The organism is Actinoplanes sp. NBRC 101535, assembly GCF_030269225.1.
Taxonomy (GTDB): Bacteria; Actinomycetota; Actinomycetes; order Mycobacteriales; family Micromonosporaceae; genus Actinoplanes; species Actinoplanes rectilineatus.
The window spans coordinates 1172537-1195526 of the sequence record NZ_BSSY01000001.1; the positions used below are offsets into that span (position 1 = coordinate 1172537).

A 22990-nucleotide genomic window follows, 5' to 3' on the forward strand; every position below is an offset into this window, starting at 1 on the left:
AGCCTCGGGCGGTGAATCGACGGGGATGGCTTCTGGTCGTGGCCGCCGCGGCGGCGCTGGCGCTGGTGTCGCTGGCCTCGAACGTGACGACCACGAGCCAGCTGGAAGGCAAGGCGGACACCCTTCTCGCCGTACGCTTCACCGCCAGCAGACTGGTGAACGCGGGGGCGGTCTGGGCCGGGCTGGCGGTGCTGGCCGGATGGCTGGTCCGCCGTCCGGTCCCGGCGTTCGCCGCCGGGATCGTGGCCCTGCTGACCGCGTGTGCCGTGCACTACGGCACGGGGCTGCTCGTGGGGATGTTCGACGCGGCCGTGTGGTCGGACAACCGGATCTGGCTGCTGGCCGCGGCCGTGGTCGGCGGTCCGCTCGGCCTGGTGGGGGCGGTCGCCCGGCGACCGGGCCGGTGGGGGCTCGCGGCCCGGCTGATCGTCCCGGCCGGCGCCGTCCTCGAACCGTTCGTCATCGGACAGTTCACCGCACCCGCGATCCTGCCCTGGCCGACCCGGGTGTCCGGCTTCGTCAGCGGTGCGATGCTGCTGACACTGGGACTGCTGGGCTGCCTGCGCGTGCTCGTCGTGCTGGTCGTGCGCAAAAGGCAGCCCTCCGGCGCTGAGCTCCGCCGCTCGTCGACAGTGAGTTGATCTACGGTGGACGGATGAGTTCCGATCCCTTCGCCGATGCGGTCCGTGCCGCCTTCCGCCGCGGTGACAACAACGCGGTGCTCGCGATGGCCGGCACCGAGGTGGACCGGGCCCGCGCGGCGGGGGAGCCGGCCGGCGAGGTGGAGGGCCTCTACGCCCAGTCCCGGGTGGCTCTCCGCGGCGGCGACCTGCCCGGCGCGGAGACGCTCGCCGGGCAGGCCCTGGACGTCGCGATCCGGTCCGGGGATCATGCGCTCGAGGAGCGGCCCCGGCACGTGCTGGCCGCGGTCGCCCGCCTGAACGGTGACTATCCGCTGGCCAAGGAGCGTTACCTGGCCAGCATCGCCCTGAACAGGGCGCTGGGCCGCTCCCTCGACGCGGAACTGCACAACCTGGCGTTCACCGAACTGCACCTGGGCAACCTGTCTGAAGCCCGCGAGCTGTTCCGGGCCGTGCGCGACCAGGACGGCTCCCTCGTTCCGTACCTCTGCGTGGCCGCCGCGGCCGTCGCCTCCGCGGAAGGCGACCACGCGCGGGCCGCCCGCATGCTGGGTCTGGCCACGGCAGCCTTCGCCGCCATCGGGCAGGTCCCCGATCCGGACGACGCCCTGGAACTGTCCTCCGCTCGTACCCTGGCTGAAGAGGTCTTGGGCGTGGCCCGTTTTGCCGAGGAGTAGGCCGTGGGTGCGACCTGACCCCCGCCGAAGACCGAGATCGACGGGCCGTGCGGATGACGACGGGATCGCGCGGAGCGTCCAGGCGTCCCCGGGGTGATGCCTGACCGGACTTGCCGGGGCCGCGCCTGATTCCTTTGATCGGGGCTCCGGTAGCGGTGTCCCCTGCCGACGTCATGTTGGCGTGGTCTCGCCGGGCGGTGAATTCGCGGAGTTCGGTGAAGTCGAGAGGTGGGGGCGACGGTGCCGACGGCGAAGAGGCGGGTGTCCAAAAATCAGCGCGACGCCAGCTTCCCGTACCGCTGCATCGATGCCAGCGATCTCTTCGAAGATCTTGAGGCGGGGCGTCTTTATATCGCGCTACAGGATCAAGAACGCGGCCCAACCGTAGGCCCTGAGCGTGTGAATGCGCTCAGGGCCTACGGCCCCGCGCACGCCCAGTTAGGTGCGGCCGCTACAGCGAGCTACGGCTGCGGCGACCCCTTTCATTGCCATCCCCAGTGCAGAGGCTGCGGCTGCGGCAGCCTGCGACCTGCGCGGCCATCGGTACCATACCGCGTTCGATACGGCGGCGAACGAAGCACGGGAATTAATCGATGAACTTTGATATTTATGGCTAAATGGCGGCAATTATGACAGCAGTCGGCAAGTATGCTGTTGCCGCAGGCGCGCGAGAACGGAAAGGTCTATTTCGGGATTTTGGCCTATCTGCAGATTGTGACTACTTGCAAGCAGTGAACGCCTAATTGGTATCCTCTATTTGGTCAGCCCGACTCTGCAGTTCAAATGCATGCGCATCCCAATCGGGTCCGAATGATAGAAGATCAGCCGCCGCCTCACGCAGGATGGCCACGTCGGTGGGGCGCTGAAGGCATGCCAGCCTAAAGGCCAGGTTCCGGGCCCACGGCGGCATTGCTATCCAGTCCTCAGCAGCGATTTCACGTAGAACGGACAAAATTTCATCAGCTGAAGCAAAGGTGACTCGCTCGGCAAACGTCCGCATTGCATCGACCTTGTCGTTCCGGTCGTCCTCTTGGTTGGCCGCAATCAGCTTCCTGGCAGCTAAATCGAGTTCATGAATCGGCATCGCCTTATTTCACTCCCAACTGTGATTTCAGTAGGTTGGAACATTGAATGCGCCGTCGCGCGTATTGGTCACACGGTACCCGATCTTGGCGCCACCTACATTGATATACCTTTCGAGGATGCCCTTGAAGCCCGACGTGCCTGGAACTGGAACCTGGCCTCCGCTCGCCCTGAAAGCATTGACGTCGCGAGCAATCGCAGTCTCGACCTGATCTGCCGTCAGTGTTGTGGTCCGAAGATCATTCATCCCACTAGGACCTTCATGAGCGCGGTTAAACCCATGTCCAGTATTGAATCTCCAGGTTTCACCATCGATTTCGGCGGTACGCCGAAGGTCAACTCCCGAACCCTTAAGCGAAATTTACGCATCCACCGGTGTTATGGGCAAGGACCGGCGTGATTCCGGCAAGCACATAGTAGGTGTGTAGGCCGGCGATGGTGAGGTTGTACGCATCGCCGTAGTGATGTGTATCTATGTCTAAATAGTCGACGGCGACCAGCCCGGACGGGGTGTGGACCCGGTCGCCTTCGTCGAGTTCTTGGGCGTCTTGCCACCGGTGGTGGGTTTGGTTCCAGAACTGGTGGTCTTCGGTGGTGGTGATGGTCTCGCCATCGATTGTTAGTTCGTAGAGGTCGTCTTCATGAATCCAGATGGCTTCGATCTGGCGCGGGCCTTGTTCGCCGGTTACAGGATTGGTGGCGAGGACTTCGTCAGCGACTTCGAGTTCGTCGAATCTCTTGCTGGTGCCGTCGGCGAGCAAAACGCGGGTGTCGGCGCTGAAGCTCCGGAAGTAGCAAGAATCCGCGCGTTCTTTGTCCTGGATTATTTTGTTGGCGGCTCGGACATGGTGTGTGGCGCGGATGTCGCCGTCGCCGCAGACGCCGACTTCGACGCACATTGCGACGGTGCGGTCCCATTGGGTCAGTGCGGTGTATTGGGCGCTGCACTGGACGTATTCGAGGCCGCATGCCATCTGGATCATGTCGAAGACGTCGGATTCGCAGGTATAGTCGCACATCGCCACCTGGTAGTCGGCCCGGGCACGGTCGACTCCGGCAGCGAGGGCGTCGATGTCGGGGCCTTTGGCGCGGGGGACGATGCCGTTGATCGTTCGGCGGCCGTTGAAGTCGGTGCTGACGGTGGTGCCGTTCGGCAGGGAGTAGCTGGTGCCGCCGCCGGTGTAGACGTTGCCGTGGTTCTTTTTGCCGCCTGTGGGGTGGCCGGCGTATTTGCCGGGGTCGACGATGTTGCCGGTTTCGGGGACGAAGCGGACGCCGTTGCCTGAGCCGTCGCCGGTGTCGCCGAGCAGGCCGGTGGGGTCGCTCATGGTGATGGGCGTGTTGTTGGCGTACGCGTAGCCGTTCCACTGCTGCGGGTCGGCCATGTCCTGGATCGGGTCCACCGAGATGAACCGCCCCAGGGTCGGGTCGTATTCGCGAGCACCCAGGTGGATCAGGCCGGTGTTGTCGATGACACCACCGACGAAACCCCGGTTGTTGGGCCAGGCTCCGGCAGAGGTGGCGCCCCGCTCGGTGCCGTACGGCGTCTGTCGCCGGACGGTCGATTCCTGGGTGGTGGCGTCGATGGCCACCGAAGCGGTGCCCTGGTGGTCCGGGGACAGCCAGGTCAGGCCGTCGGCCGCACGAGACGGCGATCGTCGGCACGGACGGCACGCTCGGATTCTCCAACGCCGTCCTGCAGCCGTTCCACGGTGACTGGGAGATCGACGGTCAGGCCGAGGTGCGCAGGTCGGTCCGGGGTTCCGCGCCGAACCGGCAGGTCGTCGTCGAGTGGCACAACGTGCGCCACCATGACGATCCGAACACCCGGCTCACCTTCCAGGTGATCGTCGACGAAGCCGGCGGGTTCAGCTACCTCTACCCGAACACGGACACGTCGTTCGTCCGCAGCGGTGGGGTATCTGCCATCGGGCTGCGGACCAAGGACGGAGCGTTCGGTCCTGCAGTACTCCGACCGCTTGACCGCTCTCCGTCCCGGGTTCGGGCTAAGGATTCTGCCTACAAGCTGATCGCTGATTCCTGAGGCGGGGTGAGGACCGGGTTTCCGGTCCTCGCCCCGCTTTCTGTTACCGCCCTGCCCAAGAACGTTCAGAGCGTTGGGCGACACACCGTCAGGGCTGATGGCCGGGTGGTGGCGGATCCGGTACGCATGCGGCACAGCTCAGTGACCAGGAAGTTCTAACGCTGCTGTGCCCTCACTCGCCGAGGCACCTGCTCACCGATCAGATTGCGTCGGTCCATGGTCGTTTCTCGCATCCGCCGGCGGGGATACGGTCCGGCAGTTCGTCACCGGTTCAACGAAGGAGCAGTGTCGAAAATCGAACGCGAGTCGATGCCGATCGACCGAATCCCTGCGCTCACCTCGCGATTGAAGTCATCGATGACTTCGGCCAGGTCGGCCCACGGCAGAGGGCCGGTGCTTCGCTCGGGATCGAAGACCGATCTCACAGACCAGCCGCCCGTATCTCGGTAAACGGTAATGGCGCCGGCCTCGTCGAAAGACATCGAATCGAAGACGAAGTCGTCGTCGGGCTCGCCACCCGAGGACTTCCACATCGTGAGGTCACGAGCGAGCTCCGCCACCGGGAACATCGCCTCCGCGTAGACGACGCCGGCATCGTCCGCGACCTCGAAATCAGCCTCGATATTCACCAGAAGGTCTGCGAGAGAGGTGTGTCGCGACTCCTCCACATTGACTCCCGTGAACGAGAACTTCACCCAGCTCTCCCGGTGGTGATGGGAAATGCCGCCCGGTCGCCGTGGCGTCATGCGGTGGTGCGGAGCAGGGCACCACGGAGCTGGTCGTGGAGGAAGGCCTCGGCGTCGTCGAGTGGCCAGCCGTTGGTGTCGGTCAGCGCGAAGTAGGACGCGTTGTCCAGGTAGAACCAGATGATGTCGGCGGCCCGGTCGACGGTCAGGCCGTCGTGCAGGGCGCCCAGGTCGTGCAGGCGCCCGGCGGCCCGGCGGAATCCCTCGCGGCGGCTCTCGGCGGCCAGGCGCAGGGCGTCGGCGACGGCCGGGTCCTGGGAGGCGGTCTCGGCGACGACGCGCATCACGTCGTGCCAGTCGGCGAACTTCAGGCGCGTCTGGTGGGTCAGGTAGCGCACCAGGCCGGCGGCGTCCGGTGCGTCGGCCAGCCGTTGCTTGATCTCCTCGGTCTCCGGGCTGGTGGTGGCTGACGCGATCACGGTACGCAACAGGCCCTGCTTGCCGCCGGCCACGGCGTAGACCGTCGCCGGGGCGACCCGGGCCTGCCTGGCGATCATGTCGACCGTGGTCGTCTTGAAGCCCTGCCTGCTGAACAGGTCGTGGGCGGCCTGCTCGATGGCCCTCTTGGTTGCGGCCGCGTACTCGGCACGCCTGGTCGTCGTCACCCGCACATAGTAGGGCTCCGTTTGTCAGAGTCTAACTCTGATGAATAGAGTGTTGCTCCATGAACTACGTCTTCATCCCCGGCGCGTGGCACGGCGGCTGGTCCTGGACGCCCGTGGCGCACCGGGTCCGGGCCGCCGGGCATTGCGCGTACACGCTGACCATGCCCGGCCTCACCCTCGGCGACAGCCCGCGTGACCTGCGGCTCGCCGACGCGACCGACCACCTGATCCACGAGATCGAGAGCCGTGACCTGACCGACGTGGTGCTCGTCGGGCACAGCTGGGCGGGCTTCCCGATCACCGCCGCGGCACCCCGGCTGACCGCCCGCCTTCGCGAGATCGTCTTCTTCAGCGCCTTCGTGCCGCTGCGCGGGCAGTCGATGCTCGCGGCCTTCGGCCCGGAGGCTGAAGCGTTCTACCTGTCCGTCATCGAGGCCGACCCCGACCACGGCATCGGCCTCGACTACGAGACGTTCCGGGGCACACTCATGCCGGACGGCCCCGACGAGGCCGCCCGGATCGTCTTCGAACAGCTGATTCCGCAGCCCGGCGGCTACATGAGCGAGGCCCTCGACGTCGACGGGGTGGCCACCCTCGGCGTGCCGGTCCGCTACCTGCTCGCCGAGAACGACACCGGCCTCGCCGCCCCCGGCCCGGAACTCGCGGCCCGCGCCGGCGTCGAGCCGATCATGGTGCCGGGCGGTCACGAGGCCCTGCTCACCCACCCCGACGAGATCGCCAAAGCCCTGCTGGGTTGAGGTGGCACAAATTCGGACGCTGGTGCGTCAACGAGATTACGCATCGCGACTGAGCCCCGTGACCTGGGGACGATGACGGTGGCCGGCTGGGGGAAGCAGCAGTGGGGCGGGGAGCAGGAGCGCTTCCTGCGTAAGGTCGAACTGCCGTTCAAGCCGGACGCGGAGTACTTCGACGACCCGTGGTGGGAGGAGAACCCGGCCTACCCGCGCGCGACGATCTGCGGCCGGGCCGTGGACCAGAAGAGCCACTGCGGCGGGGATTCGGGCGGGCCGGCGCTGCACCGGCTGCCGGACGGCATCGTGAGCGCCGGCGGCGACTGCGAGTGGGACAACGGCGAGGAGGCGACCCCGGTCTACACGGACGTCGCCTACTTCAGCACCGACATCCAGCAGGCCGTCGACATGCTGCTCGCCGACGCCACCTGACCGTGGGATAGCCGATGGTCCCGCCCGTCCCGGATGCGGGGGCATCCCGGACGGGCGGGGGCTCGACGCCCCGGAGGCATCAGGGGACGAGGTTCCGCAGCCGGTCGTCGGAGGCGGAGCCCGCTTCTGCTGTGTACGCGACGATGGTGAGCCCGGGATCCTGGGTGATCTCCAGGGCCTCGTAGGGGAGGACGAGTTCGCCGACGGCGGCGTGGTGGAACACCTTCGTGCCGGTGCGGTGGAAGCGGACGTCGTGGCGGGCCCACCGGTCCCGGAAGTCGGCGCTGTGCTCGACGAGTTCGGTGATCAGGCTGGTGAGGTCGGTGTTGTCGGGGAACAGGCCGGTGGCTGAGCGCAGGACGGTGACAGCCTCGTCGGTGGCGGCGTTCCAGTCCTGGTGGAAGTGGCGTGCGCGGGGGTCGAGGAACGCATAGCGGGCCAGGTTCGGTTGGTCGCTGTGGTCGAACGCCTCGGTGAACAGGGCTCGCCCCAGGTCGTTCGTGGCCAGGATCTGCATCCAGGGGGTGAAGACGGCGACGGCTGAGCCGGTCATCGTGTCCAGGAGCCGTTGCACGCCGGGGCGTACGGTCCGGGACGGGTGGTCGCCTGGTCCGGAGCTGGTGGCTCTGGCCAAATGGTGCAGGTGCTCGCGTTCTGCGTCGTCCAGTTGCAGCGCCTGGCTGACGGCGTCGAGCACCTGCTCGGAGACGCCGCGGAGGTGTCCCCGCTCGATCTGGTTGTAGTAGTCGACGCTGACACCCGCGAGCAGGGCGACCTCTTCACGCCGGAGGCCGGCGACCCTTCGCCGGCCTCCGTAGGTGGGCAGGCCCGCCCGGTCGGGGGTGATGCGGGCACGCCGGGAGGTGAGGAAGGCGCGGATGTCGTTCTGGTGGTTCACGTTCGGGGCTCCGGCGGCTGGGGTGTACTGGCAGTACAGGGAAGAGCGGCACCTCGTCGGCGCGACGGCTCCTGGTGTGAGGTGGACACCAGGCCACAGGGCGTGGCCGGCAAGGAGGATCACATCATGGACCAGACCGCTGTCGCCGCTTTTGTTCAGGCACACCTCGACGCTCTCCAGCGGGGCGACATCGACGTGGTGACGGAGGACTTCGCGGCGCCGCTGCGCCCGCACCTGCCGGGCATCGTGGCGTCGTTGCCGATGCCGTTCGCGTCCGCCGAGAACGTGAGCATCGAGGTGGAACCGGAACAGGCCGTCGTCGTCAACCGGCTCACCGGCGAGAACGGCGTCGTGATCACCATGCGCTCCGTCTGGACCGAGGTCGGCGGGCGCCCGCGGATCATCGACGGCGCTCCGGTGTAAACCGGACACCCGGGGCGGCCGGTGGTGAATCGGCGTACGGGTGACCGTTCCCCGCCGGTGACGGGCGGTCGGCGGTGGGCGGCACTTTCGCGGCACTTGCTCGTCAGTTCGGCGGCACAAGGGCTCCGTAATTTTCGTACGGCGACCGCCTGCCGCACGGGAATCGGGGATGCCCGCATGAGCTGTGACCGGATCGATGCCCTGCACGCCGACCACTACGCCAGCCTGCTGCGGTTCCTGATCAGGCTGACCCACGGTGAGCAGCAGACCGCCGAGGACCTGGCCCAGGAGACGATGCTGCGGGCGTGGCGGCACGCCGACCGGCTGCCGGACGACTTCGGCGGGGAGCGGCGCTGGCTGTTCGCGGTGGCCCGGAACCTGGTCATCGACCTGTTCCGGACCCGGCGCAGCCGTCCGGCGGAGACCCCGGTGCTCGACCTGGGCTGGGTTCCGGCCAGCGGGGACAGCAGCGAGGCCGCGATCGCCGTCCAGTCGGTGCTGACCGCGTTCACCCGGCTGACCGACGCCCAGCGCGACGTCCTGACCGATCTTCATCTGCGCGGCGAGGAGGCGGGCGTGGTCGCCGCTCGGTTGCGGGTTCCCGTCGGGACAGTGAAGTCCCGGGCACATTACGCCCTGCGAGCCCTGCGCGACGCGATGGACGTGACCGAATGACCGTCACCCAGGACCAGATCGTCACTCAGGACCGGATCAACCCCGTGGGCCGGGCCGTGTTCGTCGGCCAGTTCTTCGGCGTACGCGCGAACCAGGTCGTGCAGGGCATAACGGTGCAGTCCCCGACGGGTCAGCAGTCCGGTGCCGGCCAGCTCGCCGAGCCGGGCGACGGTGGCGGACCGGGCGGCACCGGGCACGCTTGACGGGTCGATCTCCGCGCCGGAGCGGCTCAGCCGGCGGAACAGCCGGGCCGTCTCCGGGCGCAGCCGCCGGTACGACCGGTCGAAGACGGCCCGCAGGTCGATGCCCGGGTCGGCGCCGGCGAACGCGTCCAGTCCTGGCTCCCGGCATAGCGCGTCCGCCATCTCCGGCAGCCGGACCGGGCCGAGTGCCGGGCGCCCGGCGGCGACCACGGCCAGGGCCAGCGGCAACCGGCCGGTCCGGGCCAGGACCGACGCCACCGCGTCGCGTCCGGCCCGGTCGTCCGGCGGCGGTACACCGAGCCGGGTCAGTAGTTGCCCGGCGGCGTCGGTCGGCGGCGGCACGTCGACGGTGACCAGCAGCGCCCCGTCGACGGCGGCGAGCGCGTCCAGGCCGCCCCGGCCGGTGACCAGCACCAGGCTGCCCGGCGCGGCCGGGATCAGCGGCCGGACCTGGGCGGCGTCCCGGGCGTCGTCGAGCAGGATGAGCAGGCGGCGTCCCGCGGTCACCGTGCGGAACAACGCGACCTGACCGGCCACATCCGGCCCGCCGGGCGCGCTGATCCCGGCGCCCAGTGAGGTGAGCAGGGCGGTCAGCGCGTCGGCGGGGTCGCGCGGCTCGCCGTCCGCGGAGCCGTGCAGGTCGAGGAAGAGCTGGCCGTCGGGGAACCGGGACGTCACCTCGTGGGCCCAGCGTACGGCGAGCGCGGTCTTGCCGACGCCGGGCAGCCCGTCGAGGGCCAGCACGACGGCACCGGTCGTGTGCTCGGCGCCCTCCTCCAGCCGGCGTGTCAGCAGTGCCCGCTCGGCGCGCCGTCCGACGAACAGCGCGGACCCCGGCGGCAACTGGGCCGGGACGGGCGGCTGCACACCCGTACCCGCCAAAGGCGCAGGCCTGCGCAGAATGGTCTCCACCGCCGCGGTGAGCTCCCGGCCGGGCGGAACGCCCAGGTCGGCGGCGATGCGCTCGCGGACGTGGTGGAACCGCTCGATCGCCTCGGCGGCCCGGCCGACCGCCGCGAGGGTCAGCAGCAGCCGGGCGAGCAACGGCTCGTCGAGCGGGTCGACATCCACGGCGGCGGTCAGCGCGGGCAGCAGCGCCTCGGCGTCGCCGTGGTCGCCGTGCCCGAGGGTGGCGTCGGCGGCGGCCACCGCCACCGACGAGCGTTCCCGGTTGACCGAGACGATCAGCGGATGGCTCTCGGCGCCGAGGCCGTCGGCGAAGCGGCCGGTCCAGAGAGCGAGCGCCTCCCGGTACGCCGGGATCGCCTCGCCCGGACGGCCGCCGCGGAGTCCGTCCGCGGCGGTGGCGGCGCGCTCCCGGAACAGGGACAGGTCGGCCGACGCGGCGGGCAGGGCCAGCCGGTAGCCGCCGGGGCGCCGCAGCAGCCACTGGCCTTCGGCGCGGCGGGCGAGTCCCGGTTCGAGGGCGCGGCGGATCGCGCCGATGTGCCGGTGCAGCACGTTGACGGCGCTGGGTGGCAGGCCGTCGGTCCAGAGGAGACCGGTCAGCTCGGACACCGGCACCGGGTGACCGCCCCGGGCCAGCAGCAGCGCCGTGACCAGCCGGGGCTGGCGGGCGCCGAGGTCGACCTCACGGCCGTCCCGCCAGGCGCGCAGGCCGCCCAGGGCCGTGAACCACACCGGGGCTGCCATGCCCTCACTCTCCTCGGTCCAATGCCCACAGTGATGATGGTGCAACACTGTGCAAGCACGGACCAATCTCCTCGTCTGCCGGGCTTCCGACACATTCGTCCGCATGGCACCGGTACGAGGGATCCGCGGGCCGCCCGAGAACGCGATCGGCAGCCGGGCCGTAGTCCGAGGTAGGACGGCATGTTCGCCGTCGTTCCCCGCGACGAAAGGACGATCCATGCCCGGTCAGATGACCCTCGACCCGGAGGCCGTACAGGCGTTCGCCCAGTACCTGCTCCAGCAGCGGGAGACGCTGCAGAGCGCCCTCCAGGAGGCGGACACCCGGATGGCCGAGACGATCGAGGCCTCGTACAACACTCCCGGTTCGGAGTCGAAGTTCAAGCCGTTCTGGGAGGAGTACATCAGCGGCACCAAACAGGCGATCGACGGCATCGAGGGCGTCAGCCAGTTCCTCGAGCAGACCCTGCAGAGGTTCGTCGAGACCGACGACGCGACCGCCGGCTCGATCGGCTGAGCCACGCCCCTCGGATCGCCGGGCCGCCCGTGCACGTACGGGCGGCCCGGCGATCCGGGTGCGCAGGACGAGGGGGGACATGGCCAGGATCCGCATTCCCGGTGACGAGCTCACCGAGATCATCACGGTGCTCACCCGGATCCGGGACCGGCTGGACCGGGTCGCCAACCTGGACTCGGTCGGTACCGAGGACGACGTCGGCGACCGGAACCTGATCGACGGCGTCCGTGACTTCGACGGCGCCTGGCGCAGCGGTCACCGCCGGGTGCAGGAGAACACCGACACGTTCCGCGAGATGGTCGACGGCATCCTCGAGAACTTCCGCAAGGCGGACGAGGAGACGACCGCGGCGCTCGACGAGTGAGACGAGAGACGACAGAGACGACAGAGAGGAGGCAGCGGGACATGTCGCAACGCACCGCCGAGGCGTACCGCTTCTCGATCGCCTATCCCACGTCGTGGTGGAAGGTCGATCTGCACCCCAGGGTCCGCGACGCCGAGATCCGCCGACGGCTCGTCGAGGGCCTGAGCGACCGGGAACGCACCGAGCGGGCCGAGCTGATCCGGGACGCGGTCCGCGCCGCGCGTACGTGGGCCGCCGCCTGCTACGAACAGGGCGCGCTGCAGTTCCACGGGTTCTTCGACATCATCGACGGCGTACCACTGACCGCCGTCACCATGATCCTGCGATACGTCCTGCCCGAGGGTGAGGAACTGGACCTGTCCGACCTGATGGTCGGGTTCGCGCTCCGCAACGCCGAACTGGTCCTCGGCAAGGGCACCGCGGCGAACCGCACCGAGCTGCTGGACCTGCCGCACGCCGGGCCGGCCGGCCGGTTCACCTCGATCGAGGAGGTCGAACTCCAGGACCTGCCACCACGACGGTTCTCGGTGATGAGCACCCTGGTCCCGCTCGCCGGCACCCGCGAGGTCCTGATCGTCACCAGCCTGACCCCCAATCTCGAGTACGCCGAGCACTTCCTGCTGCTGTTCGAACAGATCGCGGACACCCTCACCCTGGAGAGGGTGACCGTGGATGCCTAGACCCGACCCCGGTGTCTGGGCGGTCGTCGACCTCGGTGACGACCCGACACCCGGCGACCCGGACATCCTCGACCGGCTCGCGGCCGAGTACACCGCGATCGCCGACGACGCCGAGTCCGCGGCGTCGCTGATCGGCCGGCTGCAGTCCGCCGACCTCGGCGAGGGCCGGTCTCTGGACAAGCTGCGCGAGAAACTCGACGAACTGCCGGAGCAGATCGGCAAGCTACGGGACTCCTACCGGGACGCCGCCGAGGCGATCACCGGGTACGCGCCGCGGCTGCGGACCCATCAGGACGCCGCCGAACGGGCCCGGCTGCTGGCCGAGGAGGCGCAGAGCCGGCTGGACGCGGCGACCGCCGAGCTGGACGTCCTGAACGCCTCGTTCGCCGCCGCCTCGCAGGATCCGGCCGACACCTCCGTCGACCGGATCGGCGCCGACCGCGACGCCGCCCGCAACCGCAGCGACGCGGCGTCCACCGACCTCACCGTGGCGAAGCGGCTTGCGGCGGACGCCCAGGAGCTGCGGGTCTCGGATGCCTCCACGGCGGTCACCACCCTGGCCGAGGCGGAGGCCAACGCGGTCCGGGAGAAGAGCTTCTTCGAGAAGTTCGCCTCGCTGATCGGCCTCATCGTGGGCGTCATCGGCTTCGTCGCCGGCATCATCGCCCTCTTCGTCACCGGGCCGATCGGTTTCCTGCTCACCGCGATCAGCATCGCGGCCGGTATCGCCGGGCTCGGCATAACCGGCGCCTCCGGGGCGATCAGCGGTTTCGACGGGATGAACATCGCGGAGCTGGTCCTCGGGGCCGTCGCGACCCTGCTCGGCGTGGGTGCTCTGGTGGCCGCCCTCAAGACCTCGTTCGGCCTCGGGCGCGGGGTCTCGCACGTGATCAAGACGTTCAACAAGCCGACGCTGGCGAAGCCACCGCCGCGGATCAGCGTCTCTCTGCCGGAGGACATCCCGCTGGCCCCGGTGCCGGCCGCCCGGCCACCGGCCGGCGGTGCCGGTGGCGGACTCGCGCCACCGGCACCGGCCATCCGGCCGCTCGGCGGGGTGCTCGGCGGGCCGTCGGCCGGTCATCTGAACGAGTCGATCCTGGGCGCCATCAAACGCATGATGATCACCAATCCGTTCACGGTCGCCGAGATCCGCGGCAAGCCGTTCACCTTCGGTGCCAACCTGTTCGGCATCAGCAGCGGCATCATCGGGGTCACCTTCGGCGGCGTCGGTGTCGCCAAGGCCGAGGCCGCCGAGGACGCGGAGGACGAGACCTGACCGGTGGTCAGGACCCCTCGGGGATCTGGATCGTGGTCAGCCGTCCGCTGCCGTCGCTCAGGAAGGCCCGGCCGGCTCTGCTCCCACCGAGCCGGCTGCGCGGCACCTTGCCGCCGATCAGCTCGCCGTCACCGGGCGCCTGCGGGCTGATCAGCAGGCCCTGCCGGGTGCGCCGCAGCTCCGGGATCCAGCCGGAGAACCCGGACAGCAGGCGGTCGGTCTGCCCGGCCACGATCAGGGCGCGCCCGTTCTCCGCGCCGGTCCGGGCGATCTCGGTGAAGATCGCGTCGGAGGCCGACTTGGCCAGGTTGTCGGCGTCGTCGATCACCAGCACGACCGGTTCGGCCGTGCCGGTGAGGATCTCGGTGAGCCGGGCCTTCGGCACGTCGTCGCCGGTGAACACCTCGAGCACCCCGGCCCGGCCGGCCAGGTCGCGCAGCGGTGACCGGCGCGGGGCGGCGACCACCAGCGACGTGCCCGCCTCCAGCAGGGACAGCGCCATGGTCAGCAGCGCGGTGCTGCGGCCGGACCGGGGCGGCCCGCCGATCAGGAAGCCCGGGTTCACCGCCAGGTCCGGGCCCTTGCCGGTCAGTTCGTCGCCGCCGACGCCGGCGAGCGCCCACAGCGGGCCGGGCCGGGGCACCGGAACGTACTTGGCCGCCTCGGACCGGGTGAGCCGGTCGGGCAGCTGATCGACCCGGAACGGGCGGGACCCGGCGGGCAGGCCGGCGTCGCGGGCGGTGCTCTCGGCCGCGATCGCCTGCAGGGCCGCGACCTGCGCCTGACCGCTCGCCGCACCGGGCAGCAGGGCGATCTGAACCTCGGACTTGTCGCCGGCCCGGATGGCCCGGCCGGGTGGGATCTCGTCCGGGACCGACCGCTGGGGTACGCCGATCATCATGTACTCGGACTTGTCGTTGAGCTTGAGCACCAGTTTGTCCTCGGTGGTCGCGGTGAGCCGGGTGGAGAACATCGACCGGTCGCCCGCAATGATCATGTGGACGCCGACGCTGGCGCCCTCGCGCAACAGGGCGAGGATGCCGCTGAGCAGGGCGCCGCCGTCGTACTCGGTGAGGGTCCTGTCGAAGACCTCCCACCTGTCGAAGAGCACCACCACGTGCGGCGGCCGGTCCTGCGCGGGCATGGCCCGGCGCAGTTCGGGCAGGTCGGCCGCGCCGCCGCGGGCCAGCAGCTCCTGGCGCCGGGCCACCTCGCCGGTGAGCCGGGTGATCAGCCGGGCCATCCGGTCCGGCTGGGTACGCTGCACCACGGCCCCGGTGTGCGGCAGTGCTTCGAGCGCCAGCAGCGCCCCGTTGCCGCAGTCGATGCCGTACAGGTGCACGTCGCCGGCACGGTAGGTCCGGGCGATCACCCCGGCGACGGTCCGCAGCACCTGCGACCGGCCGGACCGCGGTGAGCCGATCACGTGCAGGTGGCCCAGCGTGGCGAAGTCGAGTGTCAGCGGCAGCCGGGTCTGTTCGGCGGGCAGGTCGGCCAGGCCGAAGCCTGCGGGCGGAAGATCGTAGCCGTGCGACGGGAGCACCGGCAGCTCGTCCAGCCCGACGATCTCACCCAGCGCGGGCAGCCACGGGCTGTGCTGTTCATCGATGCCGAGAGCGCTGGTGGCCCCGCGGATCGCCGTGACCAGGTCGGCCAGGTCGGTGACGATCTCGGCGGACGGTGTGGCCGGCGCGACCGGCCGGGGTCGCGGCGGCGCCGGTTCGCCGAGGGTCTGCCAGAGCGCCGGGCGGATCCAGGGTTCCTCGGTGACGGCCTGGACCGTGCCGGGACGCCGCCCACCGACCCGGGCCGCCTGGAACGGGATCAGCGTGTTCTGACCCAGCCGCACGTACGCGCGTCCCGGCGCGCTCTTCGGGATGGACGCCGCCTCCGGTGAGTTGATCACGTCGGTGCTCTCGCTCTTGTCGGTCATCCGCAGCGCGATCCGCAGGTTGGTGTTGGCCCGGATCTCCGGTGAGACCACACCACCGGGACGCTGGGTGGCCAGGATCAGGTGGATGCCGAGCGACCGGCCCCGCTGGGCGATGTTCACCAGGCCCTTGACGAAGTCGGGCAGTTCCCGGGCGAGCGACGCGAACTCGTCGATCACGATCAGCAGCCGGGGGAGCGGGACCAGTCCCGGAGTCCGGTCGGCCAGGTCGATGTGGTCCTCGATGTCCTTGGCACCGGCCGCCGCCAGGATGTGTTCCCGCCGCCTCAGCTCGGCGCCGAGCGACACCAGGGCCCGTTCGACGAGGTGGGTGTCCAGGTCGGTGACCATGCCGACGGTGTGCGGCAGGGCGACGCACTCCTTGAACGCCGAACCACCCTTGTAGTCGACCAGCACGAACGTCATGGCGTCCGGCCGGTTCCCGGCGGCCAGCGACGCCACCAGCGTCTGCAACAGCTCGGACTTGCCCGCACCGGTGGTGCCGGCGACCAGCCCGTGCGGGCCGTCCCGGCGGATGTCCAGGGCGAACGCGCCGTCCAGGGAGATTCCCATGATCGCCGAGGTGGTACGCCCACCGGCCCGCCAGCGTGCGGCCACCGCCTCGGCCGCCGGGCGGTCCATCGAGATCACGTCGAGCAGGCGTACCGAGGCGGGCAGCACCGAGTCGACCACGTCGCCGCCGCCCGGGTCACGCAACGCACCCAGGACACGGCCGATCGCACCGGTCCACTCGGGTTCCACCGCGTCCACGCGTACCGAAGGAAGAGACCTCTCACCGGACCGCCCCACCGTGACCCGGCCGTCGCGCTGCTCGGCGACCACCGCCAGGCACTCCTCGGGCAGCAGCCGTTCCTCGGCGTCCAGACAGATCGAGTGCACCCCGACCGCCGGGCCGTCCCGCAGGATCCGCACCACCCCGGGCAGGGACCGCAGCCGCCGGGCCCCGTCGAAGACCACCAGGACGGTGTCCGCCCAGGTCGTGGACCCGGCCGCGACCCGAGCCTCGATCAACATGCTCAGTTCGGCGACCCGGGCGGCGACGGTCTCGGTGCCCGTGCCGATCGTGGCGGCGATGTCCTGGCCCGGTTCCGGGCGTACGTGCGGCAGCCAGCGCACCCACGACCAGACCCGCTCACCGGCCTGGCCGGTCAGCACGTAGAGCTTGAGATCACGGGGGCTGTGCAGCACCACGGCCTGGCCGATCACCGACCGGGTCACCGCGGCGGCGGCCGGGCCCGCCCCGGCGATGCCGAGCACCCGCATCCGGCGCAGATCCACGGTGACCGGCACGTCGTAGGCGTCCTCGGTGAGCCGCCGCTCGTGCCGGTCGGCCGTCGGATCCTCGAGCAGGACCGCGGACGGCTGATCGGCCGTGCCGACCCGCAGCGTGAGGAAGTCGTCGTCGGTACGCCGCCGCTCCCACAACCGGCGGCGCGGGCCGATCGCGGTGAGCAGCAGCGCGGCCGGATCCGGGAAGGCGTCCCGGCGGGCCCGCCGCTCGGCGACCACGGCGTCGCGGGCCGCCGCGGTGATCCGGTCCCGGTCCGCCTCGTATCGCCGGACCCGTTCCCGGTGACTGATCTTGCCGCTGCGCTTGGAACTCAGATAGTTCCCGATGATCACCAGCGGCGAGAGCAGACCGAACAGCAGCGCGGAGAGCCGGTTGAAGATGAACACCCCGGCGACCGCGAAGACCAGGGGCGCGACAGCCGCGATGTACGGCAACGGGCGCCGCTCCGGATCGCCGGGCGGCACCGGCAGGGCGAACTCGGTCGGCGACGTCGGCGGGACCAGCCGGGGCGGACGGTTGTAGTCCAGGCCGCCGCCGTCGTCCGACGGTTGCAGGGCGGCGTCCGGCTGCTCGGGCCGGGCCGGTTCCAGCAGCGCACCGCCGATCTCCAGACAGGCGCCGACCGGCCAGGGTGCCGGACCGGTCAGCTCCTGGCGGTCCAGGCGTACCGCCGACGGCGGCCCGGACGGCGGGGTCAGCAGGCAGCGCCCGCCGGGCTCGACCCGCAGGCGCAGGGCCCGGCCGCCCGGCGGGAACCGGCCGATGAGCACACCCCCACCGGACGTCACGCTCACGTGGTAGTCACCGATGTCCAGCCGGCGGACGGCGCCCGCGCCCACCCCGGACACCGTACGGATCTCGACCACCCCGCGTGGCTCGGCCGTGGTGGCGGTGGTGCCGGGCGCGGTCCCCACCACGGCGGCATCACGCAGCGGGGACTCGTGCAGGGTCACCCCCGGCGGGACCGGGACACCGTCCACATAGAGGACGGGTACGCCGAGCGCCGCCGCGATCGTCGCGGCACTGGTCTCCGGGTCGGCGTCGAGGTGCAGGTCGCGGGTGTCGCCGGCGTCGTCGACGACGGTGAACATCAGTCGCATGTCTTGTTCTACGGCGGGGGCCGGAAACCCGTTCTTCTCCCGGAGAACCCGATCGGCCCGGCCTCCGTAGTCGGATACGAGGGCTCATCCGTTCCGGTCGTCAGGAGAATCCATGACCGCACCCGTCATCGCCGCGGTGGTAATCGCCGTGCTGCTGCTGATCGCCATCGTGCTGCTGGTGATCGAGCTGCGGCGTACGCCGGGCGGCGGCCGGGCACGGGCGAGCGCCGGCCCGGCGGTGACCGGTGCGGTGGCGCTGGACGAGGTCGACCGCGCGCTGCGGGTCCTGGTCACCGCCTGCGACCGGGCCGGACGTGACTTCCCCGACGTGTATGCGGTCGAGTGCGCCGCCGACCGGGTCACACTGCGGCTGGCCGCGTACGAGCCGGAAGCACCACCGCCGTGGGAGGGCGACGGCGACGGCACCGCGTGGACGCTGCCCCGGGCCGGACGGCAGACCGGCGGACAGATCCCGGCCGACTCCCACCCCTACCCGCTGGTGGTCTCGCTCGGCCTGCACGAGGACCGCCGGGTGCTGGTCAACCTGGCCCGCGCGGCCGGACCGGTCTCGCTGGCCGGCCCGGCCCCGCAGGTCGGCCGGCTGACGCTGCGGCTGCTGACCGAACTGCTCACCGGCCCGGTCGGCCGGGACGCCGAGATCACCCTGACCGGTGACGTCGCCGCCGGGTTCCGCGCCCATCTGGCGGGCGCCCGCCCGGAACGGCTGCGGCTGGCCGCCACCCTCGCCGAGGCACAGCGCGGCGGCCGGGAACAACCCGCCGCCCGGACCGGGGCCACCCAGATCTTCCAACTGCTCGACGACGGGCGGGCCGCCGCCGAACCCGACCAGCCACGGCGGCTCGCGGTGATCGGCGCGGACCAGTTCCGGGCCGAGTCGTCCGGGCAGACCGTCCCGGCCGGCGGCGCGGTGCTGGTGCTCGGCGAGGTCGACCATGCGGCGTGGCGTCTCGAGGTCCGCGCGGACGGCGGCCTGGACACCGGGGCGCTCGGGCTGCCCGTCGACTCCACCGGGGGAATCCGATGACCCGCCGCACCGTCCTGATCGGCCTGATCGGTGTGCTGTCGGTGGCCCTGATCGCCGTACTGGGCGTGATCTTTCTTCCCTCGTTCTCTTCTCCTTCCTCTTCTCCTCCCGCCTCTTCTCCTCCGGCCTCTTCCGCGGCGCCGGCTCCTCCGGAACAGGCCCGGTTCATCGGGGAGACCGAGGACAGCGGGTTCACCGTGGCCGTCCACGTCTGGGAGAACAGCGCGATCGCCCACCTCACCGACGGCCGCAGCCGCGAGGCGTGGATGACCGGCGTCTCCGGCGGCGACCGCCTGCTGCTCACCGGGGACGACGGCGCGGTGCTGGACGCGCGGGTGAGCAACGGCGCACTGGCCGGCGCCGCCCGGGTCGGCGGGAAGCAGGTCACGTTCGCACTGCCGCCCGCGTCCGCGCCCGCCGGGATCTACCGGGCCGCCGGGGAGGTGAACGGCAAGAAGGTACGGGCCGACGTGATCGTCCTGCCGGACCGGCGATCGGCGGGCATCGGCTGGGTCGACGGGCAGCCGAGCAGCCTGCCGGACGACCTGACCGGCCAGGTCGTCGAGGTGAACGGCGGCGAGCTGCGGCTGACGGCGATCCGGCCCGGCGATGTCTGACCCGGCCGGTCACCCGTCGATGGTCAGCACCGCGCGCAGCGCCCGTAGCGCCTTGCTGCTGCGGGACTTCACCGTGCCGGTGGGGATGTGCAGCTCGGCCGCGGTCTCCTCGACACTGAGATCGAGGAGGTACCGGTAGACGAGCACATCACGATGCTGCGGCTCCAAAGTCAGCAGGGCCTCCCGGACGATCTGGCGGTCCAGGGTGTGGTCGGTGCCGTCCGGAACCGGCCGGGTGAGCATGTCGTCCTCCTCGATCTCGGCCGGACGGGCCCGCCGGGCCCGGTGCCCGTCGATCGCCAGGCGGCGCACCACGGTGAACAGCCACGGCCGGAGCTCCGCGGGTGCGGTGTCCAGCCGTTTCGCGTGCCGCCAGGCGCGGACCAGGGTCTCCTGGACGATGTCCTCGGCCGCGTACGAGTCGCCGAGTGTCAGGGTTCGGGCGAAACGGAACAGTGCCAGGCCGTGCCGATCGTGGATCTCGCTGGTGAAAGCGTGGTCGATCATCCTCGGAACTCCCGTCCGGCCGGAACGCGGACCGGCCGCCGTCCACACGGGCCGGCGCGGGATCCGGTTCGACGCCGGGCCCGATCGTGGGATGAAATCCGGGGGAATACGTCACACCCGGTGAACTCCCGTGCCGTCCATCCGTCCTCGATGGCATGTCCCGCGGGATGGGTACGGTCGCCGACGAGGCGACGATCGGGCTGGTGTGGAGGGAACACCGGCGAGCGATGCTGGCGTACGCCACCGAGCTGACCGGTGACCCGGCCCTCGCCGAGGACACCGTCCAGGAGGCGCTGCTACGCGCCTGGCAGCACCCGGACGTGCTGGTCAACGGGCGCGGATCGGTGCGCGGCTGGCTGCTGACCGTGGTCCGCCACCTGGTCGTCGACCAGGTCCGGGCCCGCAACGCGCGGCCACCGGAGACCCTGGGCGCGCCGGAGAGCACGATGCGGACCGGTGATCACGCGAGCCGGGTGGTCGACAGAATGGTGGTGGCCGAGGCGCTCCGCGAACTGCCACCCGCCCACCGGACCGTGCTGGAACGCCTTCACCTGCACGGCGAGACGGTCGCCCAGACCGCCGCGGCGCTCGGGATCCCGCCGGGAACGGTCAAGTCCCGCGGCCACTACGCCCTGCGTACCCTGCGGGCGTCCCTCGGTGGCCGTCCGGATCGTGACGAGCCGGGCACGGCTCTCCGGGACGGCGGTGGCCTCCCCTGCCCGGCCCCGGCGCAGGGGGTCGGCCCGCCCCAGACCCGGCCTGCCCCGGTCATCCGCGTCTTTCCCCCGCCCGTAGTCGCCGATCAGGCCACTGTCCGGGACGAGGACGATCGCCGTCCTCCGGCCGGACCGGATCCGCAGGGCGCCCCCGGTTCGCAGCTCGGCGACCCGAACCACGATCGGCGGGGTCACCGGGCAGGTCCGAAGGATCAGGCCGCGGCACGACAGCGCCTCGACCGGGGTACGCCGCGATGTCTTCACCGGTGTCGTGAAGCCGACCGCACCCCTCTCCGTCGAAATCGATCTCTGCCGGATCTCGTTCTCGCCCCGCGGCCGAGTGGTCCGGTCGAGAGGCCGGAATCCGGGAATCGCCCAGGGCAATCTGGTCATGCGGCGCTGTCGCGGGCTTCCGTGGTCGCGGGAACGGCGCCCCGCACGCTCACGGTCACCAGCAGCAGGACGATGAACGCGCCGATGGCGGCGGCGGTGCGTACCTCGTGGAAAACCTGCCGGCGTTGCAGGCGCTCGGCCCAGTCGGCCGGTGGATCCGTGGCGGACCAGCCACGGATCTCACTGTTGATCGGCACGTTGCCCCAGCGCGTGACCAGGAACGGCTCCTGCACTTGGTGCACAAGGACACCGGCTACCTGCTCACACCCCTCGGCCGGGAGACGGCGGCCGTCGGGCGCCAACTCCACGCGTGGGGCCGGTGGATGCCCGATCAGACGGGCACCGACTTCGACCGGCCGATGGAGGCGCCGCCGGAGCCACGCGTCACGTGATCGCGGACGACGGCCGTCGCCTCACCGTCGTCCGCGCCGACCGTTCAGGCGTTGAGCTTGTCGCGCCAGGTGATGAATTCGCGGAGTTCGGTGAGGTCGGGGGTGGGGCCGCCGGTGCTGACGGTGAAGAGGCGGGCGCCGAGGGCGTACATCTCGTCGCGTGACTCCGGCTTGCCGACGACGGAGACTTCGATCTCGGACGGGTCGCGGCCCAGATCGGAGCAGTGGCCGTGCAGCACGCCGAGTTTGTGTTTGAGGGTTTCGACGTCGGCGAAGCTGTGCCAGATGTTGGCGTGTTTGGCGACGAGGCGCAGTGTCTTCTTCTCGCCGCCTCCGCCGATGAGGACCGGGATGTCGCGGGTGGGCGGCGGGTTCAGCTTCTTCCAGCGGGATTCGATGCGCGGCAGTGAGACGGCGAGGTCGTCGAGGCGGCTGCCGGCGGTGCCGAACTCGTAGCCGTATTCGGTGTAGTCGCGTTCGAACCAGCCGGAGCCGATGCCGAGGATGAGGCGCCCGTCGGAGATGTGGTCGACGGTGCGGGCCATGTCGGCCAGGAGTTCCGGGTTGCGGTAGCTGTTGCAGGAGACCAGGGCGCCGATCTCCACCCGTGACGTCGACTCGGCCCAGGCGGCGAGCATCGTCCAGCACTCGAAGTGCAGGCCGTCGGCTTCCCCGTACAGCGGATAGAAGTGGTCCCAGTTGAACAGCACATCGACGCCGAGGTCCTCGGCCTCGGACGCGGTGCGACGGATGGTCGCGTAGTCCATGTGCTGCGGCTGCAGCTGCAGCCCGATCCGAACCTGCCTATCGATCATATGGCCGAGCCTACGTCCCGGTACGGTCCCGTTGCGGCCCGATCGTTGCGAACCTGCCGGTTCAACCCCGCGGGTGGCGTGATCGCCGGGGCTTCGGGGGCTGAGATGCCTTGGGTAGCGGTGGGTCGGCACCCCGAACGATGATGCTGCCGGGACCGATGCGGACGTCGCCGTACAGCATCGTCGTCCTGCCGACGAGGTGTTCGTTCACACCCGTGGCGGTGTGGTGAATTCGGGCGTGCTGAGCGCCCGAAATCACCACAGAGGCAGACCCTGACTGCGAAACGTGTCTAGACGCAACGCCGTTCAGTTAGGCGTTGGTGTGGCTGGTCAAGGGGTGTGTTGATCGGGGAGTAAGAAGCGGAGTTCCGGTATCAAGGTTTGTCACTCCAAGACAACCCAGAACCAGGAACTCCGCTTGACTGATCAGATTGCCATAACCCGTACCGTCTCGGTAGCTGCCGGGCCGTTCGCGCCGGGTCACCTCGGTGAGCTGA

The 22990-nt window shown here is 70.4% G+C and carries 25 protein-coding genes and 1 pseudogene; 15 read left to right on the forward strand and 11 right to left on the reverse strand.

Annotation, left to right across the window (positions count from 1 at the left end; all coding sequences use genetic code 11):
* Nucleotides 1-11: 11 nt before the first annotated feature.
* Together QSK32_RS05075 and QSK32_RS05080 are read left to right on the forward strand one after the other, a co-directional pair.
* Nucleotides 12-641, forward strand: coding sequence for a hypothetical protein (locus QSK32_RS05075; RefSeq protein WP_285471316.1), 630 nt, complete (start codon nt 12-14; stop codon nt 639-641).
* A gap of 14 nt (nt 642-655) precedes the next feature.
* The gene (locus QSK32_RS05080) at nt 656-1318 is read left to right on the forward strand and encodes a tetratricopeptide repeat protein (RefSeq protein WP_285471317.1); all 663 of its coding nucleotides are present in this window, start codon (nt 656-658) and stop codon (nt 1316-1318) included.
* 739 nt (nt 1319-2057) lie between these two features.
* Here QSK32_RS05080 and QSK32_RS05085 read toward each other — a convergent pair.
* The 3 genes from QSK32_RS05085 to QSK32_RS05095 form a co-directional block, all read right to left on the reverse strand.
* Nucleotides 2058-2402 (reverse strand): hypothetical protein, encoded by a 345-nt coding sequence (locus QSK32_RS05085; RefSeq protein ID WP_285471318.1) that lies wholly within the window; start codon nt 2400-2402, stop codon nt 2058-2060.
* Between the two features lie 27 nt (nt 2403-2429).
* Nucleotides 2430-2648 (reverse strand): hypothetical protein, encoded by a 219-nt coding sequence (locus QSK32_RS05090; RefSeq protein WP_285471319.1) that lies wholly within the window; start codon nt 2646-2648, stop codon nt 2430-2432.
* A 103-nt stretch (nt 2649-2751) separates the two neighbouring features.
* Nucleotides 2752-4083 carry an RHS repeat-associated core domain-containing protein gene (locus QSK32_RS05095; protein WP_502872505.1) on the reverse strand — a complete coding sequence of 444 codons (1332 nt, stop codon included), beginning with the start codon at nt 4081-4083 and terminating at the stop codon, nt 2752-2754.
* Between the two features lie 14 nt (nt 4084-4097).
* Between QSK32_RS05095 and QSK32_RS05100 the strand changes: the two genes are divergently transcribed.
* On the forward strand, nt 4098-4445 hold the full coding sequence (locus QSK32_RS05100) for an NIDO-like domain-containing protein (RefSeq protein ID WP_502872506.1): 348 nt from the start codon (nt 4098-4100) through the stop codon (nt 4443-4445).
* Nucleotides 4446-4708: 263 nt separating this feature from the next.
* On the opposite strand, the gene QSK32_RS05105 is transcribed toward QSK32_RS05100, so the two are convergent.
* Together QSK32_RS05105 and QSK32_RS05110 are read right to left on the reverse strand one after the other, a co-directional pair.
* On the reverse strand, nt 4709-5140 hold the full coding sequence (locus QSK32_RS05105; RefSeq protein WP_285471322.1) for a DUF7878 domain-containing protein: 432 nt from the start codon (nt 5138-5140) through the stop codon (nt 4709-4711).
* A 47-nt stretch (nt 5141-5187) separates the two neighbouring features.
* Entirely contained in the window at nt 5188-5796 is a 609-nt protein-coding gene (locus QSK32_RS05110; protein ID WP_285471323.1) for a TetR/AcrR family transcriptional regulator, read from the reverse strand.
* A gap of 59 nt (nt 5797-5855) precedes the next feature.
* Here QSK32_RS05110 and QSK32_RS05115 point away from each other — a divergent pair, with 59 nt between their 5' ends.
* Together QSK32_RS05115 and QSK32_RS05120 are read left to right on the forward strand one after the other, a co-directional pair.
* Nucleotides 5856-6554, forward strand: coding sequence for an alpha/beta fold hydrolase (locus QSK32_RS05115; protein WP_285471324.1), 699 nt, complete (start codon nt 5856-5858; stop codon nt 6552-6554).
* A gap of 72 nt (nt 6555-6626) precedes the next feature.
* Nucleotides 6627-6980 (forward strand): trypsin-like serine protease, encoded by a 354-nt coding sequence (locus QSK32_RS05120; RefSeq protein ID WP_045744786.1) that lies wholly within the window; start codon nt 6627-6629, stop codon nt 6978-6980.
* Nucleotides 6981-7059: 79 nt separating this feature from the next.
* On the opposite strand, the gene QSK32_RS05125 is transcribed toward QSK32_RS05120, so the two are convergent.
* Entirely contained in the window at nt 7060-7878 is an 819-nt protein-coding gene (locus tag QSK32_RS05125) for a helix-turn-helix domain-containing protein (protein WP_045744787.1), read from the reverse strand.
* A 126-nt stretch (nt 7879-8004) separates the two neighbouring features.
* Between QSK32_RS05125 and QSK32_RS05130 the strand changes: the two genes are divergently transcribed.
* Both QSK32_RS05130 and QSK32_RS05135 read left to right on the forward strand, forming a co-directional pair.
* Nucleotides 8005-8301 (forward strand): hypothetical protein, encoded by a 297-nt coding sequence (locus QSK32_RS05130; RefSeq protein WP_157411226.1) that lies wholly within the window; start codon nt 8005-8007, stop codon nt 8299-8301.
* 177 nt (nt 8302-8478) lie between these two features.
* Entirely contained in the window at nt 8479-8976 is a 498-nt protein-coding gene (locus QSK32_RS05135; RefSeq protein WP_045744789.1) for a sigma-70 family RNA polymerase sigma factor, read from the forward strand.
* Here QSK32_RS05135 and QSK32_RS05140 read toward each other — a convergent pair.
* Complete coding sequence (locus tag QSK32_RS05140) at nt 8931-10832, reverse strand: AfsR/SARP family transcriptional regulator (RefSeq protein ID WP_052720814.1); 1902 nt, start codon at nt 10830-10832, stop codon at nt 8931-8933. The genes QSK32_RS05135 and QSK32_RS05140 overlap by 46 nt on opposite strands.
* Nucleotides 10833-11049: 217 nt before the next feature.
* Here QSK32_RS05140 and QSK32_RS05145 point away from each other — a divergent pair, with 217 nt between their 5' ends.
* The 4 genes from QSK32_RS05145 (at nt 11050) to QSK32_RS05160 (ending at nt 13666) form a co-directional block, all read left to right on the forward strand.
* Nucleotides 11050-11346 carry a WXG100 family type VII secretion target gene (locus QSK32_RS05145; protein ID WP_045744790.1) on the forward strand — a complete coding sequence of 99 codons (297 nt, stop codon included), beginning with the start codon at nt 11050-11052 and terminating at the stop codon, nt 11344-11346.
* 79 nt (nt 11347-11425) lie between these two features.
* Entirely contained in the window at nt 11426-11710 is a 285-nt protein-coding gene (locus tag QSK32_RS05150; protein ID WP_045744791.1) for a hypothetical protein, read from the forward strand.
* 41 nt (nt 11711-11751) lie between these two features.
* Nucleotides 11752-12390 (forward strand): hypothetical protein, encoded by a 639-nt coding sequence (locus tag QSK32_RS05155; RefSeq protein ID WP_045744792.1) that lies wholly within the window; start codon nt 11752-11754, stop codon nt 12388-12390.
* Nucleotides 12383-13666 (forward strand): hypothetical protein, encoded by a 1284-nt coding sequence (locus QSK32_RS05160; RefSeq protein ID WP_045744793.1) that lies wholly within the window; start codon nt 12383-12385, stop codon nt 13664-13666. Before QSK32_RS05155 ends, QSK32_RS05160 begins: the two co-directional genes overlap by 8 nt.
* 7 nt (nt 13667-13673) lie before the next feature.
* On the opposite strand, the gene QSK32_RS05165 is transcribed toward QSK32_RS05160, so the two are convergent.
* The gene (locus QSK32_RS05165; RefSeq protein ID WP_285471325.1) at nt 13674-18008 is read right to left on the reverse strand and encodes an FtsK/SpoIIIE domain-containing protein; all 4335 of its coding nucleotides are present in this window, start codon (nt 18006-18008) and stop codon (nt 13674-13676) included.
* 112 nt (nt 18009-18120) lie between these two features.
* Between QSK32_RS05165 and QSK32_RS05170 the strand changes: the two genes are divergently transcribed.
* A complete protein-coding gene (locus tag QSK32_RS05170) occupies nt 18121-19053 on the forward strand; it encodes a hypothetical protein (RefSeq protein WP_285471326.1) in 933 nt (310 codons plus the stop codon).
* Nucleotides 19050-19670 carry a hypothetical protein gene (locus tag QSK32_RS05175; RefSeq protein WP_052720815.1) on the forward strand — a complete coding sequence of 207 codons (621 nt, stop codon included), beginning with the start codon at nt 19050-19052 and terminating at the stop codon, nt 19668-19670. Before QSK32_RS05170 ends, QSK32_RS05175 begins: the two co-directional genes overlap by 4 nt.
* 9 nt (nt 19671-19679) lie before the next feature.
* Here the strand turns inward: QSK32_RS05175 and QSK32_RS05180 are convergent, their stop codons facing one another.
* Entirely contained in the window at nt 19680-20177 is a 498-nt protein-coding gene (locus QSK32_RS05180) for a sigma-70 family RNA polymerase sigma factor (RefSeq protein WP_045744796.1), read from the reverse strand.
* A 227-nt stretch (nt 20178-20404) separates the two neighbouring features.
* On the opposite strand from QSK32_RS05180, the pseudogene QSK32_RS05185 reads away from it, so the two are divergent.
* Nucleotides 20405-20767: pseudogene (locus QSK32_RS05185) on the forward strand (sigma-70 family RNA polymerase sigma factor); the annotation flags it as partial.
* A 515-nt stretch (nt 20768-21282) separates the two neighbouring features.
* Here QSK32_RS05185 and QSK32_RS05190 read toward each other — a convergent pair.
* Nucleotides 21283-21528, reverse strand: coding sequence for an anthrone oxygenase family protein (locus QSK32_RS05190; RefSeq protein WP_285471345.1), 246 nt, complete (start codon nt 21526-21528; stop codon nt 21283-21285).
* On the opposite strand from QSK32_RS05190, the gene QSK32_RS05195 reads away from it, so the two are divergent.
* Nucleotides 21523-21678, forward strand: coding sequence for a hypothetical protein (locus QSK32_RS05195; protein WP_285471346.1), 156 nt, complete (start codon nt 21523-21525; stop codon nt 21676-21678). The genes QSK32_RS05190 and QSK32_RS05195 overlap by 6 nt on opposite strands.
* 44 nt (nt 21679-21722) lie before the next feature.
* On the opposite strand, the gene QSK32_RS05200 is transcribed toward QSK32_RS05195, so the two are convergent.
* Entirely contained in the window at nt 21723-22493 is a 771-nt protein-coding gene (locus tag QSK32_RS05200; protein ID WP_045744798.1) for an LLM class F420-dependent oxidoreductase, read from the reverse strand.
* Nucleotides 22494-22990 lie beyond the last annotated feature (497 nt).

What these genes read in the sequence shown, in the direction of transcription:
- QSK32_RS05175 (WP_052720815.1), top strand. Translation starts at nt 19,050, where the DNA reads ATGACCCGCCGCACCGTCCTGATCGGCCTGATCGGTGTGCTGTCGGTG.
- QSK32_RS05130 (WP_157411226.1), top strand. Translation starts at nt 8,005, where the DNA reads ATGGACCAGACCGCTGTCGCCGCTTTTGTTCAGGCACACCTCGACGCT.
- QSK32_RS05180 (WP_045744796.1), bottom strand. Translation starts at nt 20,177, where the DNA reads ATGATCGACCACGCTTTCACCAGCGAGATCCACGATCGGCACGGCCTG.
- QSK32_RS05150 (WP_045744791.1), top strand. Translation starts at nt 11,426, where the DNA reads ATGGCCAGGATCCGCATTCCCGGTGACGAGCTCACCGAGATCATCACG.
- QSK32_RS05200 (WP_045744798.1), bottom strand. Translation starts at nt 22,493, where the DNA reads ATGATCGATAGGCAGGTTCGGATCGGGCTGCAGCTGCAGCCGCAGCAC.
- QSK32_RS05145 (WP_045744790.1), top strand. Translation starts at nt 11,050, where the DNA reads ATGCCCGGTCAGATGACCCTCGACCCGGAGGCCGTACAGGCGTTCGCC.
- QSK32_RS05165 (WP_285471325.1), bottom strand. Translation starts at nt 18,008, where the DNA reads ATGCGACTGATGTTCACCGTCGTCGACGACGCCGGCGACACCCGCGAC.
- QSK32_RS05120 (WP_045744786.1), top strand. Translation starts at nt 6,627, where the DNA reads ATGACGGTGGCCGGCTGGGGGAAGCAGCAGTGGGGCGGGGAGCAGGAG.
- QSK32_RS05140 (WP_052720814.1), bottom strand. Translation starts at nt 10,832, where the DNA reads ATGGCAGCCCCGGTGTGGTTCACGGCCCTGGGCGGCCTGCGCGCCTGG.
- QSK32_RS05090 (WP_285471319.1), bottom strand. Translation starts at nt 2,648, where the DNA reads ATGAATGATCTTCGGACCACAACACTGACGGCAGATCAGGTCGAGACT.
- QSK32_RS05085 (WP_285471318.1), bottom strand. Translation starts at nt 2,402, where the DNA reads ATGCCGATTCATGAACTCGATTTAGCTGCCAGGAAGCTGATTGCGGCC.
- QSK32_RS05170 (WP_285471326.1), top strand. Translation starts at nt 18,121, where the DNA reads ATGACCGCACCCGTCATCGCCGCGGTGGTAATCGCCGTGCTGCTGCTG.
- QSK32_RS05160 (WP_045744793.1), top strand. Translation starts at nt 12,383, where the DNA reads ATGCCTAGACCCGACCCCGGTGTCTGGGCGGTCGTCGACCTCGGTGAC.
- QSK32_RS05155 (WP_045744792.1), top strand. Translation starts at nt 11,752, where the DNA reads ATGTCGCAACGCACCGCCGAGGCGTACCGCTTCTCGATCGCCTATCCC.
- QSK32_RS05135 (WP_045744789.1), top strand. Translation starts at nt 8,479, where the DNA reads ATGAGCTGTGACCGGATCGATGCCCTGCACGCCGACCACTACGCCAGC.
- QSK32_RS05115 (WP_285471324.1), top strand. Translation starts at nt 5,856, where the DNA reads ATGAACTACGTCTTCATCCCCGGCGCGTGGCACGGCGGCTGGTCCTGG.
- QSK32_RS05080 (WP_285471317.1), top strand. Translation starts at nt 656, where the DNA reads ATGAGTTCCGATCCCTTCGCCGATGCGGTCCGTGCCGCCTTCCGCCGC.